Source organism: Microbulbifer flavimaris (genome assembly GCF_001641755.2).
GTDB classification, from domain to species: domain Bacteria; phylum Pseudomonadota; class Gammaproteobacteria; order Pseudomonadales; family Cellvibrionaceae; genus Microbulbifer; species Microbulbifer flavimaris.
This window is the reverse complement of record NZ_LRFG02000002.1, coordinates 621,663-642,365: the sequence shown is the minus strand read 5'-3', so window position 1 is coordinate 642,365 and position 20,703 is coordinate 621,663. Positions and strand designations below refer to the sequence as shown.

Below are 20,703 nucleotides of genomic sequence, written 5' to 3'. Positions count from 1 at the left end.
GGAATCAGAAGTGGTACTTGACCAGCAGGTTCACATTGCGCTCGTTGGAATCGATACCGAAAGTACCGTCCTTGATGCCGAACTTGTCGTTCCAGTGCACGTACTCAATACCCGCATACAGCGCTTTCGGTTGGCCCCAGCGAGCACCCAGGTCGTACTTGAGTTGCGAGGTGAAGTTCAGGCTCGGGTGCGCATCGGCAGAAGCGCTGGCCCAGTCGAGGAAACCGTCATAGAGGAAGCTCTCGCCGCCGAGTGAGAACGGCAGACCCCAGGCCAGTGTGAGCTGCTCGTTCGCCGCCTTGTCGTCGTTGTCGCGGTGGTAGACGTTGGCCTGGAAGAAGCTGAAGCCTGGAATCGCCAGGTCAAAGCCAACGCCAGCCAGCTTGTTCATAAAGCTCGGGCCGGTGACAGTGAGGTTGTCTGGGTCGTCGAAGTGACCAATTTCCAGGGTGCCAGCCGCCAGTACATCTTTAACCGGGCCGAAGGACAGGTCGCGACCACTCAGTTTCCCCAAGCTCAGACGCGGCGATACCTCGGTGTAGAGCTCTTCTGAACCCTCGTTGGAACTGAGGTAGTCGGCAAACATGAACAGGTCGCCCCAGCTGTGGCCGCTGACATGCTCATAGGTCATCACCGTGCGGCTGGAGTCGTCGGAGTCCAGGCTGTAGTGGACCTTGTAGTCCTCGCCGTACAGCAGGCTCAGGCTGTTGTCATTCCAGAGCATCTCGGCGCGGGCGGTCAGGGATACCAGGCCGGCAGTTACAAAAAGAAGGGACTTCGACAGGTTCACGGGGTACCTCGGTGACAGCAAATCGGAGTGCAGGGTGGACCCCGCCGGGGCTGCGGGCAGGTGCCGCCTACAGCTGGTTAAAAAATGAGCGCGGAATTTACCGGATCTGTGACGCATTTTCCAATTTATTTCACATTTGTGACCAGCCTTTCACGCGCCTTCAAACAGAATGAAAAGGTCCAGTAATGTGGCAACTTGAGAAACGGGTTGCCAAATTTCCTTCGGGCATCTGACTGCTTGGGAAACTAACCTAACCGCAGAGGCTGGTTTGATGGTCAACCTGATGCCGGCAACGTGGACGGTTTAAATGGGACTGGTCGTCCAGTCTTCTGATAAGCGCTGGCTTTGGGAAGCACTGGATTTGAGAAGGGTTAGGGGAGGAGCTCTGTGGACTACAAACTCTATTACTGGGATTTGCCCTTTCGCGCTAACTTCATTCTGCTCATGCTGGAAGAAGTGGGTGCGCAGTACGAGCGGCGCGACGCCTCGGAGATCTATCCGGAGCGCAGCCTCAAACTCCACAATCCCGGCATGGCCCCGCCCTATCTGTATGAATGCAAAAGCGAAACCTATTTCGCGCAGATGCCCGCCTGCCTTATGCATCTGGGGCATCAGTACGACTACCTGCCCAGGCGCGCCGAAACTCTGACGCTGGCCCTGAAAACCATCCTTGACTGCAATGATGTGCTTATTGAAATCACCAACAGCAACGGTCAGGTGATGTGGGAGAAAGGCGCGTGGGACAGTTTCCGCAACAGCCGCTTACCCGACTGGATGCGAGTCTTCGAAAAGACGGGATTGGCCCATGGCCTGAAAGGGGAAGGGGGCTTCCTGCTGGGCAGCCGTATCTCGGTGGCCGATATCGCCACTACGGCGCTGTTCGGAATGCTTGTTTACTCCTTCCCGGAATTGAAAAGTGATCTAGGGGAAAACGCCCCTCATATTGCCGCCCTCTGCCAGAGAGTGGAATCCCGCAAAGCAATCCAGCACTTTCTGGAACGACAGCGCGAGGAATACGGTAGAGATTATTGCGGCGGTCAGATTGAGCGCTCGCTGCGCAAGATGATCCAGTAACCGGATGGCCGGGCTGCGCTAACTGGCAACTGCAAATATCATCAGCGCCAGGCAGGACAGAAAACCCAGGACGGGAATCCAGGCCGGATAACAGATCACTGCATTTTCCGGTTTTTCCCGCCGGTTTTTGATGGTCAGCAGCGCGGCATTTACCAGGCAAAATACCAACAGCATGATAAAGCTGGTGATCTTTGCCAGTGTGGCCAGGGGTAGCCATAGTGCAAACGCCAGGATCACCGCGCCGATCAACAGTGTGGCCAAGATCGGCGTCCGGGTTCTGGCGTTGAGCCGGGCAAAGATCGCCGGGGCCATGTTCTTCACTGCCATTCCATACAACAGGCGCGATGCCATAATGATCTGAACCAGCGCGCCATTGACGACCGCAAACAGACTGATCACGCCGATAAAAGCCGGCGAGTAGCCTGCCTGTGTCACCATGCTTGCCAGTGGGGCGTCACTTTGCCCCAGTTGCGTTACTGGCAGGATCCGTACGGCCAGCGCTGCCACCGTCATGTAGAGCACTGTCGATACAGTGATTGCGATGAGGATCGCCCGCGGTAATGACTTGCGCGGATTCTTCACTTCCTCCGCCGTATTGACCATATCCTCGAAACCGATAAAGGCATAGAAGGCGAGAAAGCTGCCCACGAGCAACCCGGGCAGGGCATTCCATTCCGGCAGGGCAAAGATCTCCCTCCACGCATTGGCTGGCGGTGCATCGTGGCTCACATAGATCACGAACAGTAACCCTGCCACCTCAACCAATGTCACCAGTGTCACGGTGAGCGCGGATTCGTTGATGCCCCAGAGCGCGATCAGCGTCAGCAAAGCGACCAGCAGGGTAATGGCGAGTGCGTGGGGAAGCTCGATAAAGAGCCCCAGATAGCCGGTAAAGCCATTGGCGATCGTTGCGGCCGAGACAATACCGGTGATTGCTACCAGGCTGCCGACCACCTGGGCCGGCCAGGGTCGGCGCCAGGCTTTCCAGATATAGGCTGCGGAGCCGGCACTGACGGGGAAGCGTGACGACAGCTCCGCATAAGACAGCGCAGTAAAGGCCGCGATAACGCCCGCGAGCAGGAAGGCATAAGGGAGGGATAGCCCTGCGGCAGCGCCTACCTCGCCAATCAGGACATAAATCCCGGCGCCGATAATTGTGCCGATACCGTAAAAGCTGATTACGGGCAGGGAGAGTGATCGCTTCAGTGAAACAGTATCCGGCACGCTATTCCTCTTAGGCGGTTACTTTGCAGGGGGATTTGCTGGGGGAGAGGAGCGAAGTCTGGTAGCTTCCCCTATGATTGGTTTTTCGAGCCCAGGAAATACTCTTGCGCCATTACCGAGCGCTGATCTTTTGCTAGGTCAAGAATAATAAACGACAGGAGGCCCCGTGAAATCTAATTGTCTGCATCTTGCGATCCCCGCTGGCGACCTGGAGAAAGCCAAAACCTTCTATTGCGATGTTCTGGGCTGCAAACCCGGTAACGGTGAAGAGGGTCGCTGGGTAGATATCAATTTCTGGGGCAATGAGCTTACCCTGCACCAGAGCGAGGAGAGATTACCCAACGTTCGCCACGATGTAGATATGGGCGCCGTTGCGGTTCCTCATTTCGGCATACACCTGCCGGATGACGAGTTACAGGCGTTGAAAAAACGTATCGAGGCCGCCGGGCTGGAATATCTGGACAAGCCCTACCGGCGCTTTGTGGGGGATGAGTATGAGCAGGAGACATTCTTTATCGAAGATCCCAATGGCAACATTCTGGAGATGAAGTCGATGGTGAATCCGGAATTGATGTTCAGGTAGTCACTGGCGAGATCAAACGGTAGTGGAAAAGCGTTCAGTTGCCGTAGAAACTGCGCTCACCCAGGAAGGTACGGATGTGATTGACCACTGCATTGCTGAGCTGCCGGTAGTCAGGATAGGGCGTCAGCAATAGGCGTTTTTCGGCGTCGACGTGAACACATGCGCAATCCGGCAGTGGCTGTGCGTTGTGGCTCAGATGGTTAAATCGCTTGAGGTTTTGCTGCCCGCCGATCCAGTGCCAGCTGTCACCGGCGGTGAGTGCAGGGGCAAAGCAGAGCGCCGTGTGCGCAAACAGGTCTTCATCCCGAAAGCGGCGCCAGTCGTCGGCATTGGGGCTCGCCACCTTGGCCAGCAGCGTCACAATCTTGCGCCAATGGTTGGAATTGGCGTCCATCAGTTCTCGGCTGCCGGGTGATTTGATGAGCTCAGCCAGCGCATTGGGACGGTGGGGCAGATACAAAACCAGCTGCGGTTTGGCGGCGCCCAGGCAATCAATGGAAGTCATCAGTCGTCTCACAGCCCATACCAAAGCCATTCCGTTCTATGCGTTCCAGCCATTATTTTTCGCGCGCAGCGAAGTAAGCCCGCACGGGCTCACGCACCAGCTCTTCATCGGGCCCCTCGCTGAACTTGATGGTTTCCGGATGGACGGGATGCCAGTCCTCGGCGCGGGACATCCACAGCTCGTGGCTGGGGGTGAAAATACTCTGGTCATCGAGGCTAGCTACGGTGAGTAGCTCGACCATCGGGGCGCCGGGCCAATACGCCGATATGGGTGATCCGCATGCGCTGCAGAATTGGCGCCGCAACTCGCGCCCGCTTTCGGCTCTCACGTCATAGTGATGCAGGCTGCCGGAAAGGTAGGTGAGTCTGTCCCTCGGAACGAAGATAAAGGCCATAAATGCGCCGCCACTGGTGTGCTGGCAATCGCGGCAGTGGCAGATAAACTGGACCAGGGGCCCTTCTGTGCATTCATAGCGCACCTGGCCGCAGGCGCAGCCGCCGAGCAGTGGCTTCACGATTGCTCTCCTTTGAGGAAGTTTACGGCTTCAAGTACAGAGGGCGAAACAACGCCAGCGGATCAACGTTTGACGCCACAGGCTGTCAAACGCACTTCAGGCTGACTTATTGATTCCCAGTAAAGCGGTCGAAGTCAATACCGCCATACATATTCTGCAAGAATGGCCCTGCGACTCAGACCCGCGGTAGGCCTCACACTCAAATACCACGCTGTAACCAGTAGGAATCTATGTCGACGACCGCAGAACCCAACGTGGCCAACCCGCTCGAAAAATCGACTGTGCGGGGCTCGTCCACCATGAGCTTCGGCGAGATGATGGCGCAGTTGTGGCAATTCATCCGGCCCTACAAAGCAGTCCTCTTCGCCGCGGGTGTGGCACTGGTCTTTACGGCGGGTATCACCCTTTCCATCGGCCAGGGGATCAGGGTCCTGGTCGATCAGGGTTTTATGGCGGGTTCGAGCGCAGCGCTGGGGAATGCCGTACTGGTGCTGATGGCGCTGGCCCTGCTGATGGCGGTGGGCACCTATGCGCGCCACTATCTCGTGTCCTGGTTGGGTGAGCGAGTCGTGGCGGATCTGCGCAAGGCGGTGTTCGATCATATCGTCACCCTGCACCCGAGCTTTTTCGAGACCAACCGCAGTGGCGAGATCATGTCCCGCCTCACCACTGATACCACTCTGTTGCAGCATATCATTGGCACCTCCTTTTCCATGGCCCTGCGCAGTGCATTGATGTTTGTCGGGGCGCTGGCCCTGCTGTTGTTTACCAACCTCAAGCTGAGCCTGATGGTATTGGTGGGCGTGCCGCTGGTGCTGCTGCCCATCGTCCTCTACGGTCGTCGGGTGCGGAAGCTGGCCAGGGCCAGCCAGGATTCGATTGCCGATGTGGGCAGCTATGCCGGTGAGATCATCCAGCACATCAAGACGGTGCAGAGCTACACCCGCGAGGACCATGAAAAGCAGGCCTTCGGTCGCGAGGTGGAAACCGCATTCCAGGTCGCCAGGCGGCGCATCCGCCAGCGCTCGCTATTGATCGCCACCGTGATCTTGCTGATGTTCGGTGCTGTCAGTGGTCTGCTGTGGGTGGGGGGCAATGACATGATTGCCGGCCGCATGAGTGCCGGAGACCTGGCCGCCTTCGTCTTCTATGCCATGCTGATGGGCTCCGCCGTGGCGACCATTTCCGAGGTCTACAGTGAGCTGCAGCGCGCCACGGGCGCTACCGAGCGGCTGGTGGATCTGCTGAATGTGGAGGCGGATATCCCCGTGAGTGTGGACGAGGCGGTAACCGAGCAGCTCCCGCACGATGCCAAAGCCGAGGTGGCATTTGAGGCCGTGGAATTCAGTTACCCTTCCCGGCCAGATCAGGCTGCAATCAGGGGGCTAAATCTGTTGGTGGAAGCGGGCAAGAGCCTGGCCCTGGTTGGCCCCTCCGGCGCGGGCAAGTCAACACTGCTGGAGCTACTGCAGCGCTTTTACGACCCTCAGGGCGGCCGCATCACACTGGATGGTGTGGATTTGCGACAGATAGATACGGGAACCCTGCGCCGGCAACTGGCAGTCGTGCCGCAGCAACCGGCGCTGTTTACTGCCGATGTCTGGTACAACATCCGCTATGGCAGGCCGGATGCGACCGATGGGGAAGTGATTGCGGCAGCCAGGGCCGCCCACGCCCACGAGTTTATCCAGCAGCTGCCGGATGGCTACGACAGTCACCTGGGAGAGCAGGGCGCGCGCCTGTCCGGCGGCCAGAAACAGCGCCTGGCTATTGCCCGCGCGATCCTGAAAGACCCGAAAATTCTGCTCCTCGATGAAGCCACAAGTGCGCTGGATGCCGAGAGTGAGCACCACGTACAGCAGGCGCTGCAGACCCTGATGAAAGGCCGCACCACCATCATCATTGCCCACCGGCTGGCCACGATTCTGCATGCGGATAGCATTGCGGTGCTGGATCGTGGGCAGTTAGTCGCGCAGGGGAAGCACGCAGAACTGATAGAGATTTCGCCGCTGTACAAGCGCCTTGCGGAGTTGCAGTTCCAGGAGGCGGGTGCCCCATTGTGAAAAACACGTGAGACTCACATCTGCGGCGAGCAGTCGCTGGCTCGTTATCAAGCCTCTTTGGTGCAGACATAAACTGAGTTTGTCGATTCACCACTCAGGAACGGGTTATAGAAAGAGACCACATGGGATTTGACTGTCGCAAAGACCGTGCTCAGCAGTGCCTCGAAGCTTTCTTCCGGCAGGTTCTGCGACCACATGGCAAATACACCCTGGGGCTTTAGCTGTTCTGCCATCCGCGCCAGATTCTCGGTGGTATAAAAACCCGCGTTGGACTCATTCAGGTATTCGGTGGGGGAGTGGTCGATGTCCAGTAGAATGGCATCAAACTTCTTTTCCGCGCTATCCGGGTCAAAACCGGTTTCCATGGCTGTAGCCAGATCGAAGAAGCTGCCGTGCACGTAGCGACTGCGCGCATCTGCATTGAGGATCTTCCCCAGCGGCACCAGCTCATCCTTATGCCAACCAATGACCGTCTCCAGGGCCTCGATCACCAGCAGCTCGGAAATGCGCTGGTCCTTCAATGCCGCCACAGCGGTATAACCCAGGCCCAGTCCACCAACAACTACGCGCAGATCTTCACCCTGCACTGCCGCAAGGCCCAGTGTGGACAGGGCCTCTTCCGCCTCGACAAACATACTCGACATCAGGAATTCGTCACCCAGCTTGACCTCATAGATGTCGCGGTCGCCCAGCGCCGGGATACGGCGCCGGCGCAGGGAGATCTCTCCCAGGGGGGAAGCTTGACTGTCGATCTCTTCAAATAGTAATGACACGGATGAGTCGTCCTGGTGTTGTGGTCGGATTAGGAAGTGGTGACATAGTGAAGTGAGCTTATGCCGTCGGTGGCTACCGCTGTTAGTACGCTGCCTGCTATTACCTCCGCAGAGAGTACATGAATCAGCCTTTCTTCCAGGGATTATCGCTGGTAAAGGTCGCCAGATACAGGGCCTCTACTTTGCTGCGTGCCCACGGGGTCCGGCGCAGAAACTTCAGGCTGGATTTCACGGAGGGATCGTTCTTGAAGCAGTTGATATCGATCCGCTGCGCCAGTCCCTCCCAGCCGTAGTGCTCCTGGAGCTCTTCAACGATCGTCGAAAGCTTGATGCCGTGAAGGGGATTGTTGGGCTGGGATTGCTGCATGGGCTGAGGTGACCATTTTCTTCAGGTGAGCGAACTTGCTGTTGGGTGGTTGGTGTGGAGAGTATAGCCCGCCAGTTTCGGCTGAAGAAATGCAGTGTCAAAATTCTTGCGGATTGCGTTTGACCTTGCGTGCCCGCTTGCGCAAATCATCCAGGTCATCCTTGTCCATCTTGTCTAGCGTGCTCAGCATCATTGCCATGCGCTGGTTGCCCTCAAAGTTTTTCCGCTTTTCTGCGAGAAAATTCCAGTAAAGGCTGTTGAATGGGCAGGCGTCGTCTCCGACTTTTTCCTTCACCTTATAGCGGCACTCCTTGCAATAGTTGCTCATCTTATCGATATAGCTACCACTGCTGACATAGGGCTTGGTGGCCACGAGGCCGCCGTCGGCGAATTGACTCATGCCGCGGGTATTGGGCATTTCCACCCATTCGATGGCATCGATGTAGATGCCTAGATACCATTCCTCCACCTGATCCGGGTGGACGCCGAGCAGCAGGGCAAAATTGCCGGTGATCATCAGGCGCTGGATATGGTGGGCGTATGCCTGGTCCAGGCTGTTTTTGATGGCATGGTGCAGGCAGTTCATCTCTGTGTCACCGGTCCAGTAGAAGTCCGGCAGGTCCTGCTGGTTGTCCAGCCGGTTGCAGCGGGCGTAACCGGGCATCTCTTTCCAGTAGATGCCCCGCATATATTCTCGCCAGCCGAGGATTTGTCGCACGAAGCCCTCCACTTCGTTGAGAGAGATTGTCGACTTGTTGCTCTCCCAATAGTCGATCACTGTCTCAATCACTTCCGTCGGGTGGAGCAATTTACTGTTCATGGCAAAGCTGAGGCGGCTGTGGAACAGGTAGGTTTCCTCCGGATCCATGGCATCCTGGTAGTCACCGAAGTGCACAAGCAAGTGCTCGCAGAAGTGACGCAGGACCTTGAGGCTGTCTGCCCGTGTGGTGGGCCAGTTGAAGTTATCCGGGTCGATATTGCCGATCGTCTCAACGCCGGCAGCTTCGATGCGTTTGACGGTCTTGCGCACGTCCTTGCGGAAGCCCTTCTCGTGGGGTATTTCCGGTTGTCCCTTCCATTTCTTGCGGTTGCTCTGATCGAAGTTCCACTTGCCTCCCTGGGGTTTGTCATTCTCGGTCATCAACACATCGTGCTTCTTGCGCATATGTCGGTAGAAGCTTTCCATCAACAGGGACTTCTTGCCGTCGAAGAACTCTGCAAGCTCGTCGCGGCTGGTGATAAAGTGCTCGGTGTCAAAGGCCTCGCACTCGACGCTGAGATCGTCCGCCAGTTGCTTGAGCTGCTGGTCCAGCCGGTATTCATCCGGCAGCTGATATTCGAACTTCTCGATACCGCGCTCTTTAATCAACGCCGCGATATTGGTGCCCAGCTTCTGGGTATTGTTCTTGCCGTCCAGCTTGTAGTGGACCACCTTCTTGCCCTGCTCCCGTAGCCAACCGGCAAAGGCCTCCATAGCTTCGAAGAAGGCCACCACTTTCTGGATATGGTGTTTGACGTAATCGGTCTCCTGACGCATCTCGGCAATGAAATACAGGGTTTCGTCACTGTCGTTCTTGTACCAGCTGTGCTTGTGGTTGAGCTGGTCGCCCAGGATTAGTCGCAGGGTTTTCATTTTTTACCGTTTAAGGTTTATCCGTTGGATTCTTTCAGCCAGAGGTTGCGAAAAGCATGCTCGGGGTCGTAGCGCTCCGCCTGGCTATTGATGTTGAAGTGGCGGTCGCGAGGGTCGTTACCGACACCGCTGTTGTACATCCAGTTGCCGTAGTTACTGTGTACGTCGTAATCGAGTAGCAGACTCTCGAAATAGGCGGCGCCGGTACGCCAGTCTTGCTGTCGTTCGCGGGCAAAATAGCTGGCAACGTTCTGGCGGCCACGGTTGCTCATCCAGCCGGTGGCGGCGATCTCGCGCATATTGGCGTTGACGAAGTCATACTCCGTTTCGCCGTTTATCCAGCGCTGCAGTTCTGCGGGGGCATGCTGCCACTCGTAGTCTTTCTGCAGGATGCCACCCAGTTGGAAGATCCGGTCGCCGTGTTTGAGTGACACGTATTTAAAGAAATCCCGCCACAGCAGTTCAAACACCAGCCAGTAGGTATCTTCATTGGCGACGACTTGCCGTTCGAACTCTTTTACCTGCCAGTAGACCTGCCGTGCGGACAGGCTGCCATTGGCGAGCCAGGGGGAGAGCTTGGAGCTGTACTCGGTGCCCACCAGCCCATTGCGGGTGTGCTTGTATGTCCTGAGGTTCTCCGTTTGCCAGAAGTATTGGTCAATGCGCTCCTGTGCGGCCAGTTCACCACCCCGGAATGGAAAGGCGGAGCGCGGGTCGGAGGTGAACGCTTTCAGGCCGAGGCCCTCCAGGTCGGGTATGGACGATTCTTTTCGTGCCGGCTCTGCTGAGGCCAGGTTTTCTGTGGGGCGCGGCAACGGGGCTGACAGGGGTTTGCGCACCTTCAGTTCTTTTTCCACGTGCTTGCGAAACTTGGTGAATACGCGGGGCACATCGGCCGGAACCGCAAAGGAAACGTCATCCGGGTGCAGGAGGAACTGGTCCAGGGCCTGGTAAAACTCGACGGCGCTCATTCCCTCTGCCCGGCGTACGCAGCCCAGTACGTGCTCTTCATCCCGGGTCCATTCCCGCTGCAGGAATATTTTCTCGACGCCGAGCTGCTGTACCAGCCTTGGCAGGATGGATTCCGGCTTTTCCCGGTAGATGAGCAGGGGGATATTCAGTTGTGCCAGCTGCTGCCGCAGGGTTTGTACGCTTTCAATCAGGAAACGTGCGCGAAATTTTCCCGTGCGCATGAAACCATAGCGGTCTTTTTCAAACTGGCGGGGATCGAAACAATAGAGGGCGACCACCGGGGACTGGCTCTGGCAGGCCTCTACCAGGGGTTGGTTGTCGATACTGCGGAGATTATTGCGGTACCAGACCAGGTTCATGAATCACAGTCCCCGGGACGCGATGGGTCTCTTCCGGATGAGCGCGCCTGCCGGCGGCATCGCTCACTGCAGTAGATCACTGCATCCCAGTCTCTCTCCCACTTCTTGCGCCAGCGGAATGGCCGCCCGCAGACGGGACAGATCTTTTCCGGCAGGTGCGGTTTACGGTGAGCCATGGACTGGTGAAGGCATCCTTTTCCTCGGCAGGCACGCTATAGCCAGTCAGGCGATAACCTGGTCCGCCAGCAGTGAGTCAATTTCTGTGTCCTCCAGGCCGAGTCCCAGCAGCACGTCACGCGAATGTTGGCCCAGTGGAGCCCCCGGCGCATGGTAGTCCGGTTTGTGGCCGTCGAAACAAAACGGTGTGTTGATCTGTTCGACTGTTTCGCCATGGCCCAGGTCTGTGTGGCAAATCATCTTTCGTTCCCGCACCAGGGCGCTGTCTGACGCCTCCTGGAAATCCAGCACCGGTTCGACGCAGGCATCGATGTCTGCGAATACCTGCACCCACTGCTCCAGGGGGCGATTGGCAATGACTCCGGCGATATCCGCCTTCAGAATCCCCGGCGGCTCGTCGGCCATCAACCGCTCGACCCATTGCGGCTCGCCGATGCCTTCAAAGAAGCGTGTTGCGAACTGCGGCTCCAGGCTGCCGACAGACAGGTAGCGGCCGTCGGCAGTGCGATAGTAATCATAGTAGCTGCCACCGTTCAGCAGTTCGTGTTCAAGCCCCGGCAGATCACCCCCTGCCAGCGCGTTGGTGCCGCTGATGGCGTTCAGGGCAAAAGCGCAGTCGGTCATGCTGATATCGATATGGCTGCCCTTGCCGCTGTTCTGGCGGCGGTAGACCGCGGCGAGAATAGCCATGACCGCGTGGTGGGACCCGCCGGCGATATCTGCAACTTGGGTGCCGGAAAGGCTGGGGCCACTGTCGGCACGGCCGGAATAACTGGCGAGACCGGACAGGGCCAGGTAGTTGATGTCGTGGCCGGCGCGCTGCGTCATCGGGCCGGACTGGCCGTAGCCTGTGATCGAGCAGTAGATCAGGTCTTCACGAGTTTGCCGCAACGTCTCGTAACTGAGTCCGAGCTTCTCCATCACACCGGGACGGAACTGCTCGATGACGATGTCGTACTCCGCCAGCAGGCGACGCACGATATCGCCGGCGCGATGGTCTTTGAGGTTCAGAGCCAGGGAGCGCTTGTTGCGGTTGATGCCGGCGTGGGCCGCGGACACCTGATCCTTCCCCTCACCGAAATAGGGTGGCAGGGCGCGCAGCATGTCCGGGCGCTGGGGAGATTCGATACGCAGCACGTCGGCGCCCATATCCGCCAGCAACAGGGTGGCGTAGGGGCCGGGCAGCAGGGTGGAGAAGTCGAGCACCTTGAGGCCCGCAAGCGGGCCTGAATCTGGCAACATGGTTTAATTCCGTGATGGGTTTTCCCGTCAGTGCGACCTGTAATGCCGATAGTGAAGAGCGCTGTTGCCGGCCAGGGTGTCGCTGGGTCCCGGCCTACGCTGGGACGACGACCTGGCTGAGCGCCAAGCTTTTCTCCATAGCCAGCAAGTGCGACCAATCACCCCGTCATGCCGGCGAAGGCCGGCATCCATTGGTGTATTGCGAAACCTGGTCTTCACCTTTAGATCACTGCGGACGGTATTAACCGTCTTTGAGCATTTCCCGCGAGATAATCAGCTTCATGATCTCGTTGGTGCCGGCGTAAATGCGCTGCACGCGGGCGTCGGCCCAGGCGCGGGCGATGGGGTATTCCCACATGTAGCCATAACCACCGTGCAGCTGTACGCACTCGTCCAGCAGTTTGCACTGGAAATCTGTGGCCAGCAGTTTGGCTTTGGCGGCGGTGGCCACATCCAGTTGCTTGCTATAGTGCAGCTCCAGGCAGCGGTCCACAAACACACGCATGGCCGTGCATTCACTGGAGAGCTCCGCCAGCTTGAACTGGGTATTCTGGAAGCTGGAAACCGGGCGACCGAACGCCTTGCGTTCTTTCACATAATCCACAGTCCAGCCCAGGGCGGCCTCCGCGTTGGCGATGGCGCTGATGGCGACGCTGAGCCGTTCCTGCGGCAATTCCTGCATCAGGTAGATAAAGCCCTGGCCCTCGGCGCCAAGCAGGTTCTCTGCCGGTACACGCACGTCGTCGAAGAACAACTCCGAGGTGTCCTGGGCTTTCATGCCCACCTTGTCCAGGTTGGTGCCTTTCTTGAATCCGGGGCTGTCTGCTTCCACCAGCAGCAGGCTCACTCCGGCGGCACCGGCGTTGGGATCGGTCTTGGCCACCACAATCACCAGGTCGGCATGCTGGCCGTTGGTAATGAAAGTCTTGGAGCCGTTCAGCACATAGTGATCGCCGTTGCGCACGGCGGTGGTGCGTACACTCTGCAGGTCGGAACCGGTACCCGGTTCAGTCATGGCGATGGCGGTGACGACCTCTCCGCTGATACAGCGGCGCAGGTATTTGTCCTTCTGTTCATCGGTGCCGTAGTTGACGATGTAGGGCACGGCGATATCGGAGTGCAGGCCCCAGCCAATACCGGTGAAGCCGGTGCGGCCAATCTCCTCGTCGACAATGGCGTTGTAGCCGAAGTCCAGTTCCAGGCCACCGAAAGCCTCTGGTGCCTGCGGACACAGAAAACCCATCTCGCCAGCCTTGGTCCACAGGGTGCGGTCTACCTGACCCTCTTTTTCCCACTGGGCATGGTGGGGAGCAACCTCATGTTCCAGAAACTTGCGCACGGTATCGCGGAACTGTTCGTGCTCCTCGGTGAAGACGGTTCTCGGGATCATCGCTGTTCTCCACAGTTGCGGGGCCACGGTGCGGCCCCTCCGGTTTTGTCCGTTATCTTGTGTTTATTCGTCGGCAAGGTGCTGGCCGGATTCCTCCAGCTGACGCAGCAGCGCCGGAGGGTTGAAGCGGTCGCCGTAGCGGCTGGCCAGTTCCCGCGCGCGTGCGGCGAATTCTGCCGGCCCATATTGGTTGACGTACTGCAGCGCACCACCGGTCCATGGTGGGAAACCGATACCGAAAATGGAACCGATATTGGCCTCGCGCACGCTGCGCAACACGCCTTCCTCGTAGCAGCGGATGGTCTCCACGGCCATGGCAAACAGCAGTCGTTCGCACACGTCCTCAAACGGTGGTTGCTCTTCCGACGGGAATTCCCTTGCCAGCCCCTTCCACAGGTGTTTTGGCCCGTCCTCAGGGTAGCTGTAGAAGCCGCCCCCGGCAGCCTTGCCGGCGCGGCCCACTTCCAGCATATGGTCGATGACCTTATCTGCCGGATGGGAGGGCGCACTCTTGCCCTCGGCTTCGAGGTCCGCAATGGTCTGCTGGCGGATCTTGCTCATCAGGGTGAGAGACACTTCGTCGCTGACCGCCAGCGGTCCGACAGGGAAGCCCGCCTGGGCGGCGGCGCTTTCAATGGTGGCGGGGTTCACGCCCTCACCGAGCATGGCGATACCCTCGTTGGTGAAGCAACCGAAAACCCGCGACGTGAAAAAGCCACGGCTGTCGTTGACCACAATGGGCGTCTTGCCGATCTGCAGCACAAAAGCATAAGCGCGGCCCAGGGTTTCCTCACTGGTCTGGTCCCCGCAGATGATTTCCACCAGCGGCATTTTCTCCGCCGGGGAAAAGAAGTGCAGACCGATAAATTGCGCCGGTCTTTTCGACGCCTCCGCCAGCCCGGTGATGGGCAGGGTGGAGGTGTTGGAGGCAAACAGGGCGCTCCCGGCCAGTACGGCCTCGGTTTCTTCAGTGACTTTGGCTTTGAGTTTGCGATCCTCGAACACCGCCTCGATTACCAGTTCGCAACCGTCGAGATCGCTTGCCTTATCCGTGGGCTGGATGCGGCCGAGTATCGCGTCCATACGCGCCTGGTCCATACGACCGCGGGCGAGGCGCTTCTGCAGGGATTTCTCCGTATAGCCCTTGCCCTTCTCCGCCGCTTCCATCGACACATCCTTGAGAACCACCTCGACGCCCTTGCTGGCACAGGCATAGGCGATCCCCGCTCCCATCATGCCCGCACCGAGGACGCCGATCCTTTTCACCGGGTCCGTCTTCATGTTGCGCACCGATTCCGGCAGCGAGGCGCCGGCCTTGATGGCGTTGAGGCCGAACCAGAAGGTGCCGATCATGTTTTTGGCCACCTGGCCGCAGGCCAGCTCGACGAAGTAGCGGGACTCGATGCGGGTGGCGGTCTCGAAGTCCACCTGCGCACCCTCCACCGCCACACTGAGAATGGCCTCGGGCGCGGGGAAACAGCCCCTGGTTTTCTCAACCAGCATCGCCGGGGCCGCTGCTAACAGTTGCGCATTTTTCGGATTGCGCGGATCGCCGCCGGGCATGCGATAACCGCGCTGGTCCCAGGGTTGCAGGACCGGATCGTCGCTTTCGCTATTGGCCAGCACAAAGGCGCGGGCGTGGTCGAGCAGCTCTTCCGGGCTGGCCGCCAGCTGGTGAATCAGGCCTGCGTCCAGGGCCTGCTGCGGGCTCACCTGCTTGCCTTCCATCAGGTAGGGCAGGGCGTTTTGCAGGCCCAGCAGTCGCGGCATGCGCACACAGCCACCACCGCCGGGCAGCAGGCCGAGGGTCACCTCCGGTAACCCGATTTTCACCTTGCGGTCGTCGAGGGCGATGCGATGGTGGCAGGAAAGGGCCAGTTCCCAGCCACCGCCGAGCGCGGCGCCGTTGATGGCGGCCACCACGGGCTTGCCCTGGGTTTCCAGCCAGCGCAGGTCTGCCTTCAGCGCCTCGCATTCGTGGAAAAACGCCTCGGCATCCTCACGCCTGGCCGCATAGAGACCGTTGAGATCGCCGCCGGCGAAGAAAGTGGATTTGGCCGAGCGCAGGATAATGCCCCGGTAGTCCTCGCCCTGCAGTTGCTTGACCGCCTCACGCAGGGAGTCGGTAAAGTCGCCGTCCATCACGTTGGCGGAAGCGTTGGGATTGTCGAGGACCAGGTGGACGATATTGTCACTGTCTTTTTCAATGCAAATGGATTTCATATTCTTTTCCCCCGCCTATAACCGTTCAATGATGGTGGCCACACCCATACCGCCGCCGACGCACAGCGTCACCAGCCCGTAGCGGTCCCGGCGCTGTTCCAGTTCGTCCAGCAGGGTGCCGATCAGTATGGCGCCGGTGGCGCCGAGGGGATGACCCATGGCGATGGAGCCGCCGTTGACGTTGATCCGCTCCGGATCCACATCCAGTTCCCGCTGGAAGCGCATGACAACCGCGGCAAAGGCCTCGTTGACCTCAAACAGGTCGATGTCCTCGGCCCTGAGGCCCGCCAGCTTCAGGGCTTTGCGGGTGGCCGGTGCGGGGCCGGTGAGCATGATGGTGGGATCGGTGCCCACCACGGCGGCAGAGACGACTCTCGCGCGGGGCTTCAGGTTCAGGCGCTGACCGGCTTCCTCACTGCCTACCAGCAGCGCGGCGGCGCCGTCGACGATGCCGGAAGAATTGCCGGCGGTATGCACGTGATTAATACGCTCCACCTGCGGGTAACGCTGGCGGGCCACGGCATCAAAGCCGAATTCGCCGATACCGGCAAAGGCCGGCCTCAGCTGTGCGAGGCCCTCCATGGAGGTGTCCGGGCGCACCAACTCGTCCCGATCGAGAATCAGCAGTCCGTTCTGGTCGCGCACCGGGACAACCGAACATTCAAAGGCGTTGCGCGACCAGGCGGCGCTGGCTTTTTGCTGGGAGGCAAGTGCGAAGGCATCTACATCCTCGCGGCTGAAACCGGCCAGGGTGGCAATCAGGTCGGCACCGATCCCCTGCGGGGCGAAGCCGGTATCCAGCGCCGTGCGTGGATCCGCCGCCCAGGCGCCGCCGTCGCTGCCCATCGGTACGCGGGACATGGATTCCACACCACCGGCAACGATCAGCTCCTCCCAGCCGGAACGGATCTTGGCCGCCGCCAGGTTGACCGCCTCGGCGCCGGAGGCGCAGAAACGGTTCAAAGTCACGCCGCCGTTATCCCAGTCCCAGCCGGCGGCCAGCGCGGCAGTCTTGGCAATGTCCGCACCCTGGTCACCGACCGGGGTGACGCAGCCCATTACCACGTCGTCGACGGTGGCGGTTTCAAACTGGTTTCTGCTCTGCAGCTCCCGCAGCAGGCTGGATAGCAGGGTAACCGGCTTCACCTCGTACAGTGCACCGCCGGGTTTGCCCTTGCCGCGTGGGGTGCGGATCGCGTCGTAGATAAACGCTTCTCGGGTCATGGTTGCAGCCTCTTTATTCTGTTTGTGTCCCTAACATAGCTGGGCGAGTGCCCCCCGCAATGATCAAAGGCGACAGCACCGGTGACACCGGGGCACCGGATCCGCTTGCGGCGCGTAAATCTCCGTTAGAACAATAGAGCGACGCTGCAGAGCCTGGAGGAACAGTGTACGAGCTTCTTATTCAGATAAGGACTAAGTGTGCTGCCACCCTGTCTTACACTGATGGAAGTGGTTTAGAGGTTTTAAGCGACGAGGTTGCATCATGGCTGATAATTTCCTGGATATGGCCCTGAACCAATTGGGTTCCAAGGGGCTGGAGGCATTGGGTAACGCCATCGGGTTGCCCGGGGACCAGCAACAGGAGGCAGTCAGGACCGGTGGTTCCACCCTCCTTGCCGGCATGCTGAATAAGGCCACCAGCAAGGCCGGAATGGCCAGTGTTTTCAAGCATGTGACGGAAAGCGAGGACTTCGACTTTTCTTCCATTTCTGATGTTTTTCAGGATCCCGCCAGGGTAAGCAATCTGCAGGAAAAGGGGGCGGGCCTCCTCGACGTGCTGTTCGGTGGCAAGTCCAATAACGCCGTAGACTTGCTCGCCGGCGCCCTCAACCTGGACGGCAAGACCGGTAGTGGCCTGATGAAGCTGCTGGGGCCGGTAGCGATGTCACTATTGGGTAAACTGGTCAAGAGCAAGAACCTCGATGTCAGCGGCCTGGCCTCGTTCCTGTTCGGTCAGAAGGAATACATCAAGGACAAGATTCCCGATGGCCTTCTGAAAGAAATCGGCGTGAGTGATTTCAGCAATCTGGGTGCATCGCTGGAAACCCACGGTCACACAGAGCCGCTGGAACCCCGTCCACAGAAAGTCAGAAAGGCGGAGTCGGGCCGTTCCGGTTTTGCCAAATGGTTCTGGCCAATTCTCATTGCGCTCGCCGCGCTCTACGCATTGAACATGTGTGCCAAGCGGGAGGCGCTGGATGACGAGGAGCCCAGCGCAGTGATACTCGAGGAAAAACAGGTGATGACCGGTGAAGACCGCGACATGAGTGGCGACCGGATGGAGGGGCAGGCGAGCAGCGACGGTTTCGCCAGTAGCTTCCGCGATTACCTGAAGAGCGATGCCCGGGACCCAAATCGGGAATTCCCCCTTACGATTGAATTTGCCCAGGATAGCGCCCGACCCACCAGCGAATCGGTTCCCGACGTCAACGAGCTGGCGAGCATTCTGCAGGAGAGCAGCGGTATGACGGTCGCGATCGAGGGGCACACCTCCAGCGAGGGTGACGAGATCCGCAACCAGGCGCTGTCTCAACAGCGCGCGGAAGTGGTGCGGCAAATGCTGATTGACAAGGGTATCGATGGCAATCGCATTACTGCTACCGGGATGGGCTCGGCAAAACCCGTTGCCGATAACGCCACCGACGAGGGCAAACAGCGCAACCGCAGAATCACGGTGCGGGTGGTGACCTTCGAGTAAAAAGTATTGCCTGCGAATGAAAGATCCCCGCTACGGCGGGGATTTTTTATTGGGCGACGTTAACTTCCTGCGGTGAATCCGCTCAGCCGCGGAATTTCTCCCGGTAGGCGCCGGGGGCAAGGCCGGTCCATTTCTTGAAAGCGCGGTTGAAGGCGCTGGGTTCGGAAAAGCCCAGCCGCTCGGCAATTTCGGCCACCGCCGTTTCCTGCTTTTTCAGTTGGTAAACCGCCATATCCCGACGCACGGAATCCTTGATGTCCTGCCAGCTGTTGCCCTCTTCTTTCAGGCGGCGGCGCAGGGTTTGCGGCGATGTGAACAGTCGCTCGGCGACATCATCGAGAGAGAGGTTTTCGATCCCGTGCTGCCCCATCAGCATGCGGCGTATACGACCGGTAAAGCTGTTGTCGGACTTGTACTGTGTCAGCAGGCACTCAGGCGCACGGCCCAGGAATTCGCTCAGTTGCTGCTCGTCACGCACCAGTGGCATTTGCAGGTAACGGGTATTGAATACCAGGCAGGTTTCCTGCTGGTGAAAGTAGTGCCGGCACGGGAACATTGCGCTGTAGTCCTCGTTGTAGTCCGGCGGCGGGAAAGCCAGGTGAACGCGTTCCAGCAGGATGGTGCGATCGATCAGCCAGCTGAAGAAGCGCAGCCAGATAACCGCCAGGGACTCTACAAAGATCTGGTTGGGCAGGTTCTTCTGGTTGCCGTGGTGAATCATCAGCCGGGCTTCCTCTCCGTCCTCGATCAATTTGATCTGCAGGTCGTCGCTGACCATGGAGATGAAGCGGCTGGATCGCAGCAGGGCGCGGCGGAGGTTGGGGCAGCTCACACAGGCGTGGCCCATCATGGCGAAGGTGCCGGGCAGCCAGGGGCGGGCGAGGAAACCGCCGGATTCGTCGGAGAGCAGATCCCACTCGAGGCGCAGCAGCCGCGCTACCTGTTCGCGCCCGAGACGGGCATCGGGCTGGTCGAGCACCGCCGGGTCGATGCCCGCATCGCGCAACAGCTGGCCGCTGTCCAGGCCAGCGGCATCCGCTCCCGCCAACTGGGCACGGATGGCGGCGGCAAGTATGCCCGGTTCTTTTACTGGGACAGTAGCGTTTTCGGAATCCACGACGTTGCCCTCGCTGTTATTGTCATCCCGGCGCTGGTGCCGATGAGTCAGGGGATTATGCGCAATGCGGGCGGGAAAGTCAGGTTTGGCGCCTGCGAGGTGAGGAGGGGGCATCCCTGTGGTACAAAGACCGCATCCGGATACCGATATCAAGAGGCCGTGAATGAGCGCAGAACTGTCCAGCCAGTTGAATCCGACGATTTGCCGGAGAATGCTGATTGCCCACCTGATCGAGTCTTTGCCAAAGCCGAACAACCCCGCGCTGGAAGAGGTGACGGGTTGGCCGCGGCGAACGGTGCAGGACATTATTGCCAAAGGCCTGCCGGGGCATGGCACGCAGGTGGAGTTCGTGCAGGAGGGGGTGCGTAACAACGACGGCTATTACACGCTGCACGACTGGGGGTCTTTTGATCGGGACTGGGTGCGGGATCACCTGGCAGAGATCTGCCAGGTTCTGGACGTGACCCTCGAGTGAGGACTGTAGAAGCGTCATGGAGCCGCGACCGGAGTCGCGGCTTTTCTATACGATATTTCCCGGAAACCGAATAGTCAGTCCTGCGCCGACTTTTCCTGCAGGATCTGGTTCACCCGCTCTACCAGTGATGGGTCTGATTTCAGGCTGGTGGCGATCTGCTGGTACTCCTCTTTTGACAGCCCCGCATCCTGAATCGCGGAGACCATCTTGCCCTGCGCTTCCTGGTTGATGGCCTCGGCCTCCTGGATGTCCGCGGCGGCCTTCAGCTTAGGCGCGTACTCCTGGCTCAATATCACGATTGAACGGTAGGCGTTGGCAAACTGTTCCAGTTGCGGCTGGGTATATTTCGCCGCTGCCTGAGCAGCGGGCTGCGCGGTGCCCTGGGCCTGTGCCAGGGGAATCACAAACAGCAGTGCCAGGAACGTGAACAGAATAGGGGAGGTTTTCATGGGCGTCTCTCCTCGGAGCATTTTGGCTGGGCTTCGGTGAAGTTAGGGGATGGCGAGAGTGCCCGCTGCGGC

The 20,703-nt window shown here is 59.1% G+C and carries 20 protein-coding genes; 5 read left to right on the top strand and 15 right to left on the bottom strand.

What is annotated here, in order from left to right:
* Positions 1 to 4: 4 nt before the first annotated feature.
* On the bottom strand, positions 5 to 790 hold the full coding sequence (locus AWR36_RS07625) for an outer membrane protein OmpK (RefSeq protein WP_067083318.1): 786 nt from the start codon (positions 788 to 790) through the stop codon (positions 5 to 7).
* A 387-nt stretch (positions 791 to 1,177) separates the two neighbouring features.
* On the opposite strand from AWR36_RS07625, the gene AWR36_RS07620 reads away from it, so the two are divergent.
* Positions 1,178 to 1,864, top strand: a complete 687-nt coding sequence (locus tag AWR36_RS07620) for a glutathione S-transferase (RefSeq protein ID WP_067083316.1) — start codon at positions 1,178 to 1,180, stop codon at positions 1,862 to 1,864.
* 18 nt (positions 1,865 to 1,882) lie between these two features.
* Here AWR36_RS07620 and AWR36_RS07615 read toward each other — a convergent pair whose 3' ends face one another.
* On the bottom strand, positions 1,883 to 3,088 hold the full coding sequence (locus AWR36_RS07615; protein WP_067083314.1) for an APC family permease: 1,206 nt from the start codon (positions 3,086 to 3,088) through the stop codon (positions 1,883 to 1,885).
* Positions 3,089 to 3,254: 166 nt separating this feature from the next.
* On the opposite strand from AWR36_RS07615, the gene AWR36_RS07610 reads away from it, so the two are divergent.
* Positions 3,255 to 3,671, top strand: coding sequence for a VOC family protein (locus tag AWR36_RS07610; protein WP_067083311.1), 417 nt, complete (start codon positions 3,255 to 3,257; stop codon positions 3,669 to 3,671).
* Positions 3,672 to 3,705: 34 nt separating this feature from the next.
* Here the strand turns inward: AWR36_RS07610 and AWR36_RS07605 are convergent, their stop codons facing one another.
* Positions 3,706 to 4,176, bottom strand: a complete 471-nt coding sequence (locus AWR36_RS07605) for a DUF6942 family protein (protein WP_067083309.1) — start codon at positions 4,174 to 4,176, stop codon at positions 3,706 to 3,708.
* A gap of 52 nt (positions 4,177 to 4,228) precedes the next feature.
* On the bottom strand, positions 4,229 to 4,690 hold the full coding sequence (locus tag AWR36_RS07600) for a GFA family protein (protein WP_067083307.1): 462 nt from the start codon (positions 4,688 to 4,690) through the stop codon (positions 4,229 to 4,231).
* Between the two features lie 299 nt (positions 4,691 to 4,989).
* On the opposite strand from AWR36_RS07600, the gene AWR36_RS07595 reads away from it, so the two are divergent.
* Positions 4,990 to 6,753: an ABC transporter transmembrane domain-containing protein gene (locus AWR36_RS07595; protein ID WP_067084013.1), complete on the top strand. Its 1,764-nt coding sequence runs from the start codon at positions 4,990 to 4,992 to the stop codon at positions 6,751 to 6,753.
* A 47-nt stretch (positions 6,754 to 6,800) separates the two neighbouring features.
* Here AWR36_RS07595 and AWR36_RS07590 read toward each other — a convergent pair whose 3' ends face one another.
* The 9 genes from AWR36_RS07590 to AWR36_RS07550 form a co-directional block, all read right to left on the bottom strand.
* On the bottom strand, positions 6,801 to 7,526 hold the full coding sequence (locus tag AWR36_RS07590) for a polyamine aminopropyltransferase (protein WP_067083304.1): 726 nt from the start codon (positions 7,524 to 7,526) through the stop codon (positions 6,801 to 6,803).
* 124 nt (positions 7,527 to 7,650) lie between these two features.
* Positions 7,651 to 7,893: a VF530 family protein gene (locus AWR36_RS07585; RefSeq protein ID WP_067083301.1), complete on the bottom strand. Its 243-nt coding sequence runs from the start codon at positions 7,891 to 7,893 to the stop codon at positions 7,651 to 7,653.
* 97 nt (positions 7,894 to 7,990) lie between these two features.
* Complete coding sequence (locus AWR36_RS07580) at positions 7,991 to 9,526, bottom strand: cryptochrome/photolyase family protein (RefSeq protein ID WP_067083299.1); 1,536 nt, start codon at positions 9,524 to 9,526, stop codon at positions 7,991 to 7,993.
* Positions 9,527 to 9,543: 17 nt separating this feature from the next.
* Positions 9,544 to 10,857, bottom strand: coding sequence for a DASH family cryptochrome (locus AWR36_RS07575; RefSeq protein WP_067083297.1), 1,314 nt, complete (start codon positions 10,855 to 10,857; stop codon positions 9,544 to 9,546).
* Positions 10,854 to 11,033 carry a DUF2256 domain-containing protein gene (locus AWR36_RS07570; protein ID WP_082679467.1) on the bottom strand — a complete coding sequence of 60 codons (180 nt, stop codon included), beginning with the start codon at positions 11,031 to 11,033 and terminating at the stop codon, positions 10,854 to 10,856. Before AWR36_RS07570 ends, AWR36_RS07575 begins: the two co-directional genes overlap by 4 nt.
* A gap of 46 nt (positions 11,034 to 11,079) precedes the next feature.
* Positions 11,080 to 12,276 (bottom strand): CaiB/BaiF CoA transferase family protein, encoded by a 1,197-nt coding sequence (locus AWR36_RS07565; protein ID WP_067083294.1) that lies wholly within the window; start codon positions 12,274 to 12,276, stop codon positions 11,080 to 11,082.
* 241 nt (positions 12,277 to 12,517) lie between these two features.
* Positions 12,518 to 13,666 (bottom strand): acyl-CoA dehydrogenase family protein, encoded by a 1,149-nt coding sequence (locus tag AWR36_RS07560; RefSeq protein WP_067083292.1) that lies wholly within the window; start codon positions 13,664 to 13,666, stop codon positions 12,518 to 12,520.
* Between the two features lie 63 nt (positions 13,667 to 13,729).
* Positions 13,730 to 15,889, bottom strand: a complete 2,160-nt coding sequence (locus AWR36_RS07555; protein ID WP_067083289.1) for a 3-hydroxyacyl-CoA dehydrogenase NAD-binding domain-containing protein — start codon at positions 15,887 to 15,889, stop codon at positions 13,730 to 13,732.
* A gap of 15 nt (positions 15,890 to 15,904) precedes the next feature.
* Positions 15,905 to 17,113, bottom strand: coding sequence for an acetyl-CoA C-acetyltransferase (locus tag AWR36_RS07550; protein ID WP_067083288.1), 1,209 nt, complete (start codon positions 17,111 to 17,113; stop codon positions 15,905 to 15,907).
* Positions 17,114 to 17,375: 262 nt separating this feature from the next.
* Here AWR36_RS07550 and AWR36_RS07545 point away from each other — a divergent pair, with 262 nt between their 5' ends.
* Entirely contained in the window at positions 17,376 to 18,590 is a 1,215-nt protein-coding gene (locus AWR36_RS07545) for an OmpA family protein (protein ID WP_067083285.1), read from the top strand.
* Between the two features lie 82 nt (positions 18,591 to 18,672).
* On the opposite strand, the gene AWR36_RS07540 is transcribed toward AWR36_RS07545, so the two are convergent.
* Entirely contained in the window at positions 18,673 to 19,707 is a 1,035-nt protein-coding gene (locus AWR36_RS07540; RefSeq protein ID WP_067104615.1) for an AraC family transcriptional regulator, read from the bottom strand.
* A 163-nt stretch (positions 19,708 to 19,870) separates the two neighbouring features.
* On the opposite strand from AWR36_RS07540, the gene AWR36_RS07535 reads away from it, so the two are divergent.
* Entirely contained in the window at positions 19,871 to 20,182 is a 312-nt protein-coding gene (locus tag AWR36_RS07535) for a helix-turn-helix domain-containing protein (RefSeq protein WP_067083282.1), read from the top strand.
* Positions 20,183 to 20,256: 74 nt separating this feature from the next.
* Here the strand turns inward: AWR36_RS07535 and AWR36_RS07530 are convergent, their stop codons facing one another.
* Entirely contained in the window at positions 20,257 to 20,631 is a 375-nt protein-coding gene (locus AWR36_RS07530; protein ID WP_067083280.1) for a DUF4168 domain-containing protein, read from the bottom strand.
* Positions 20,632 to 20,703: the final 72 nt, after the last annotated feature.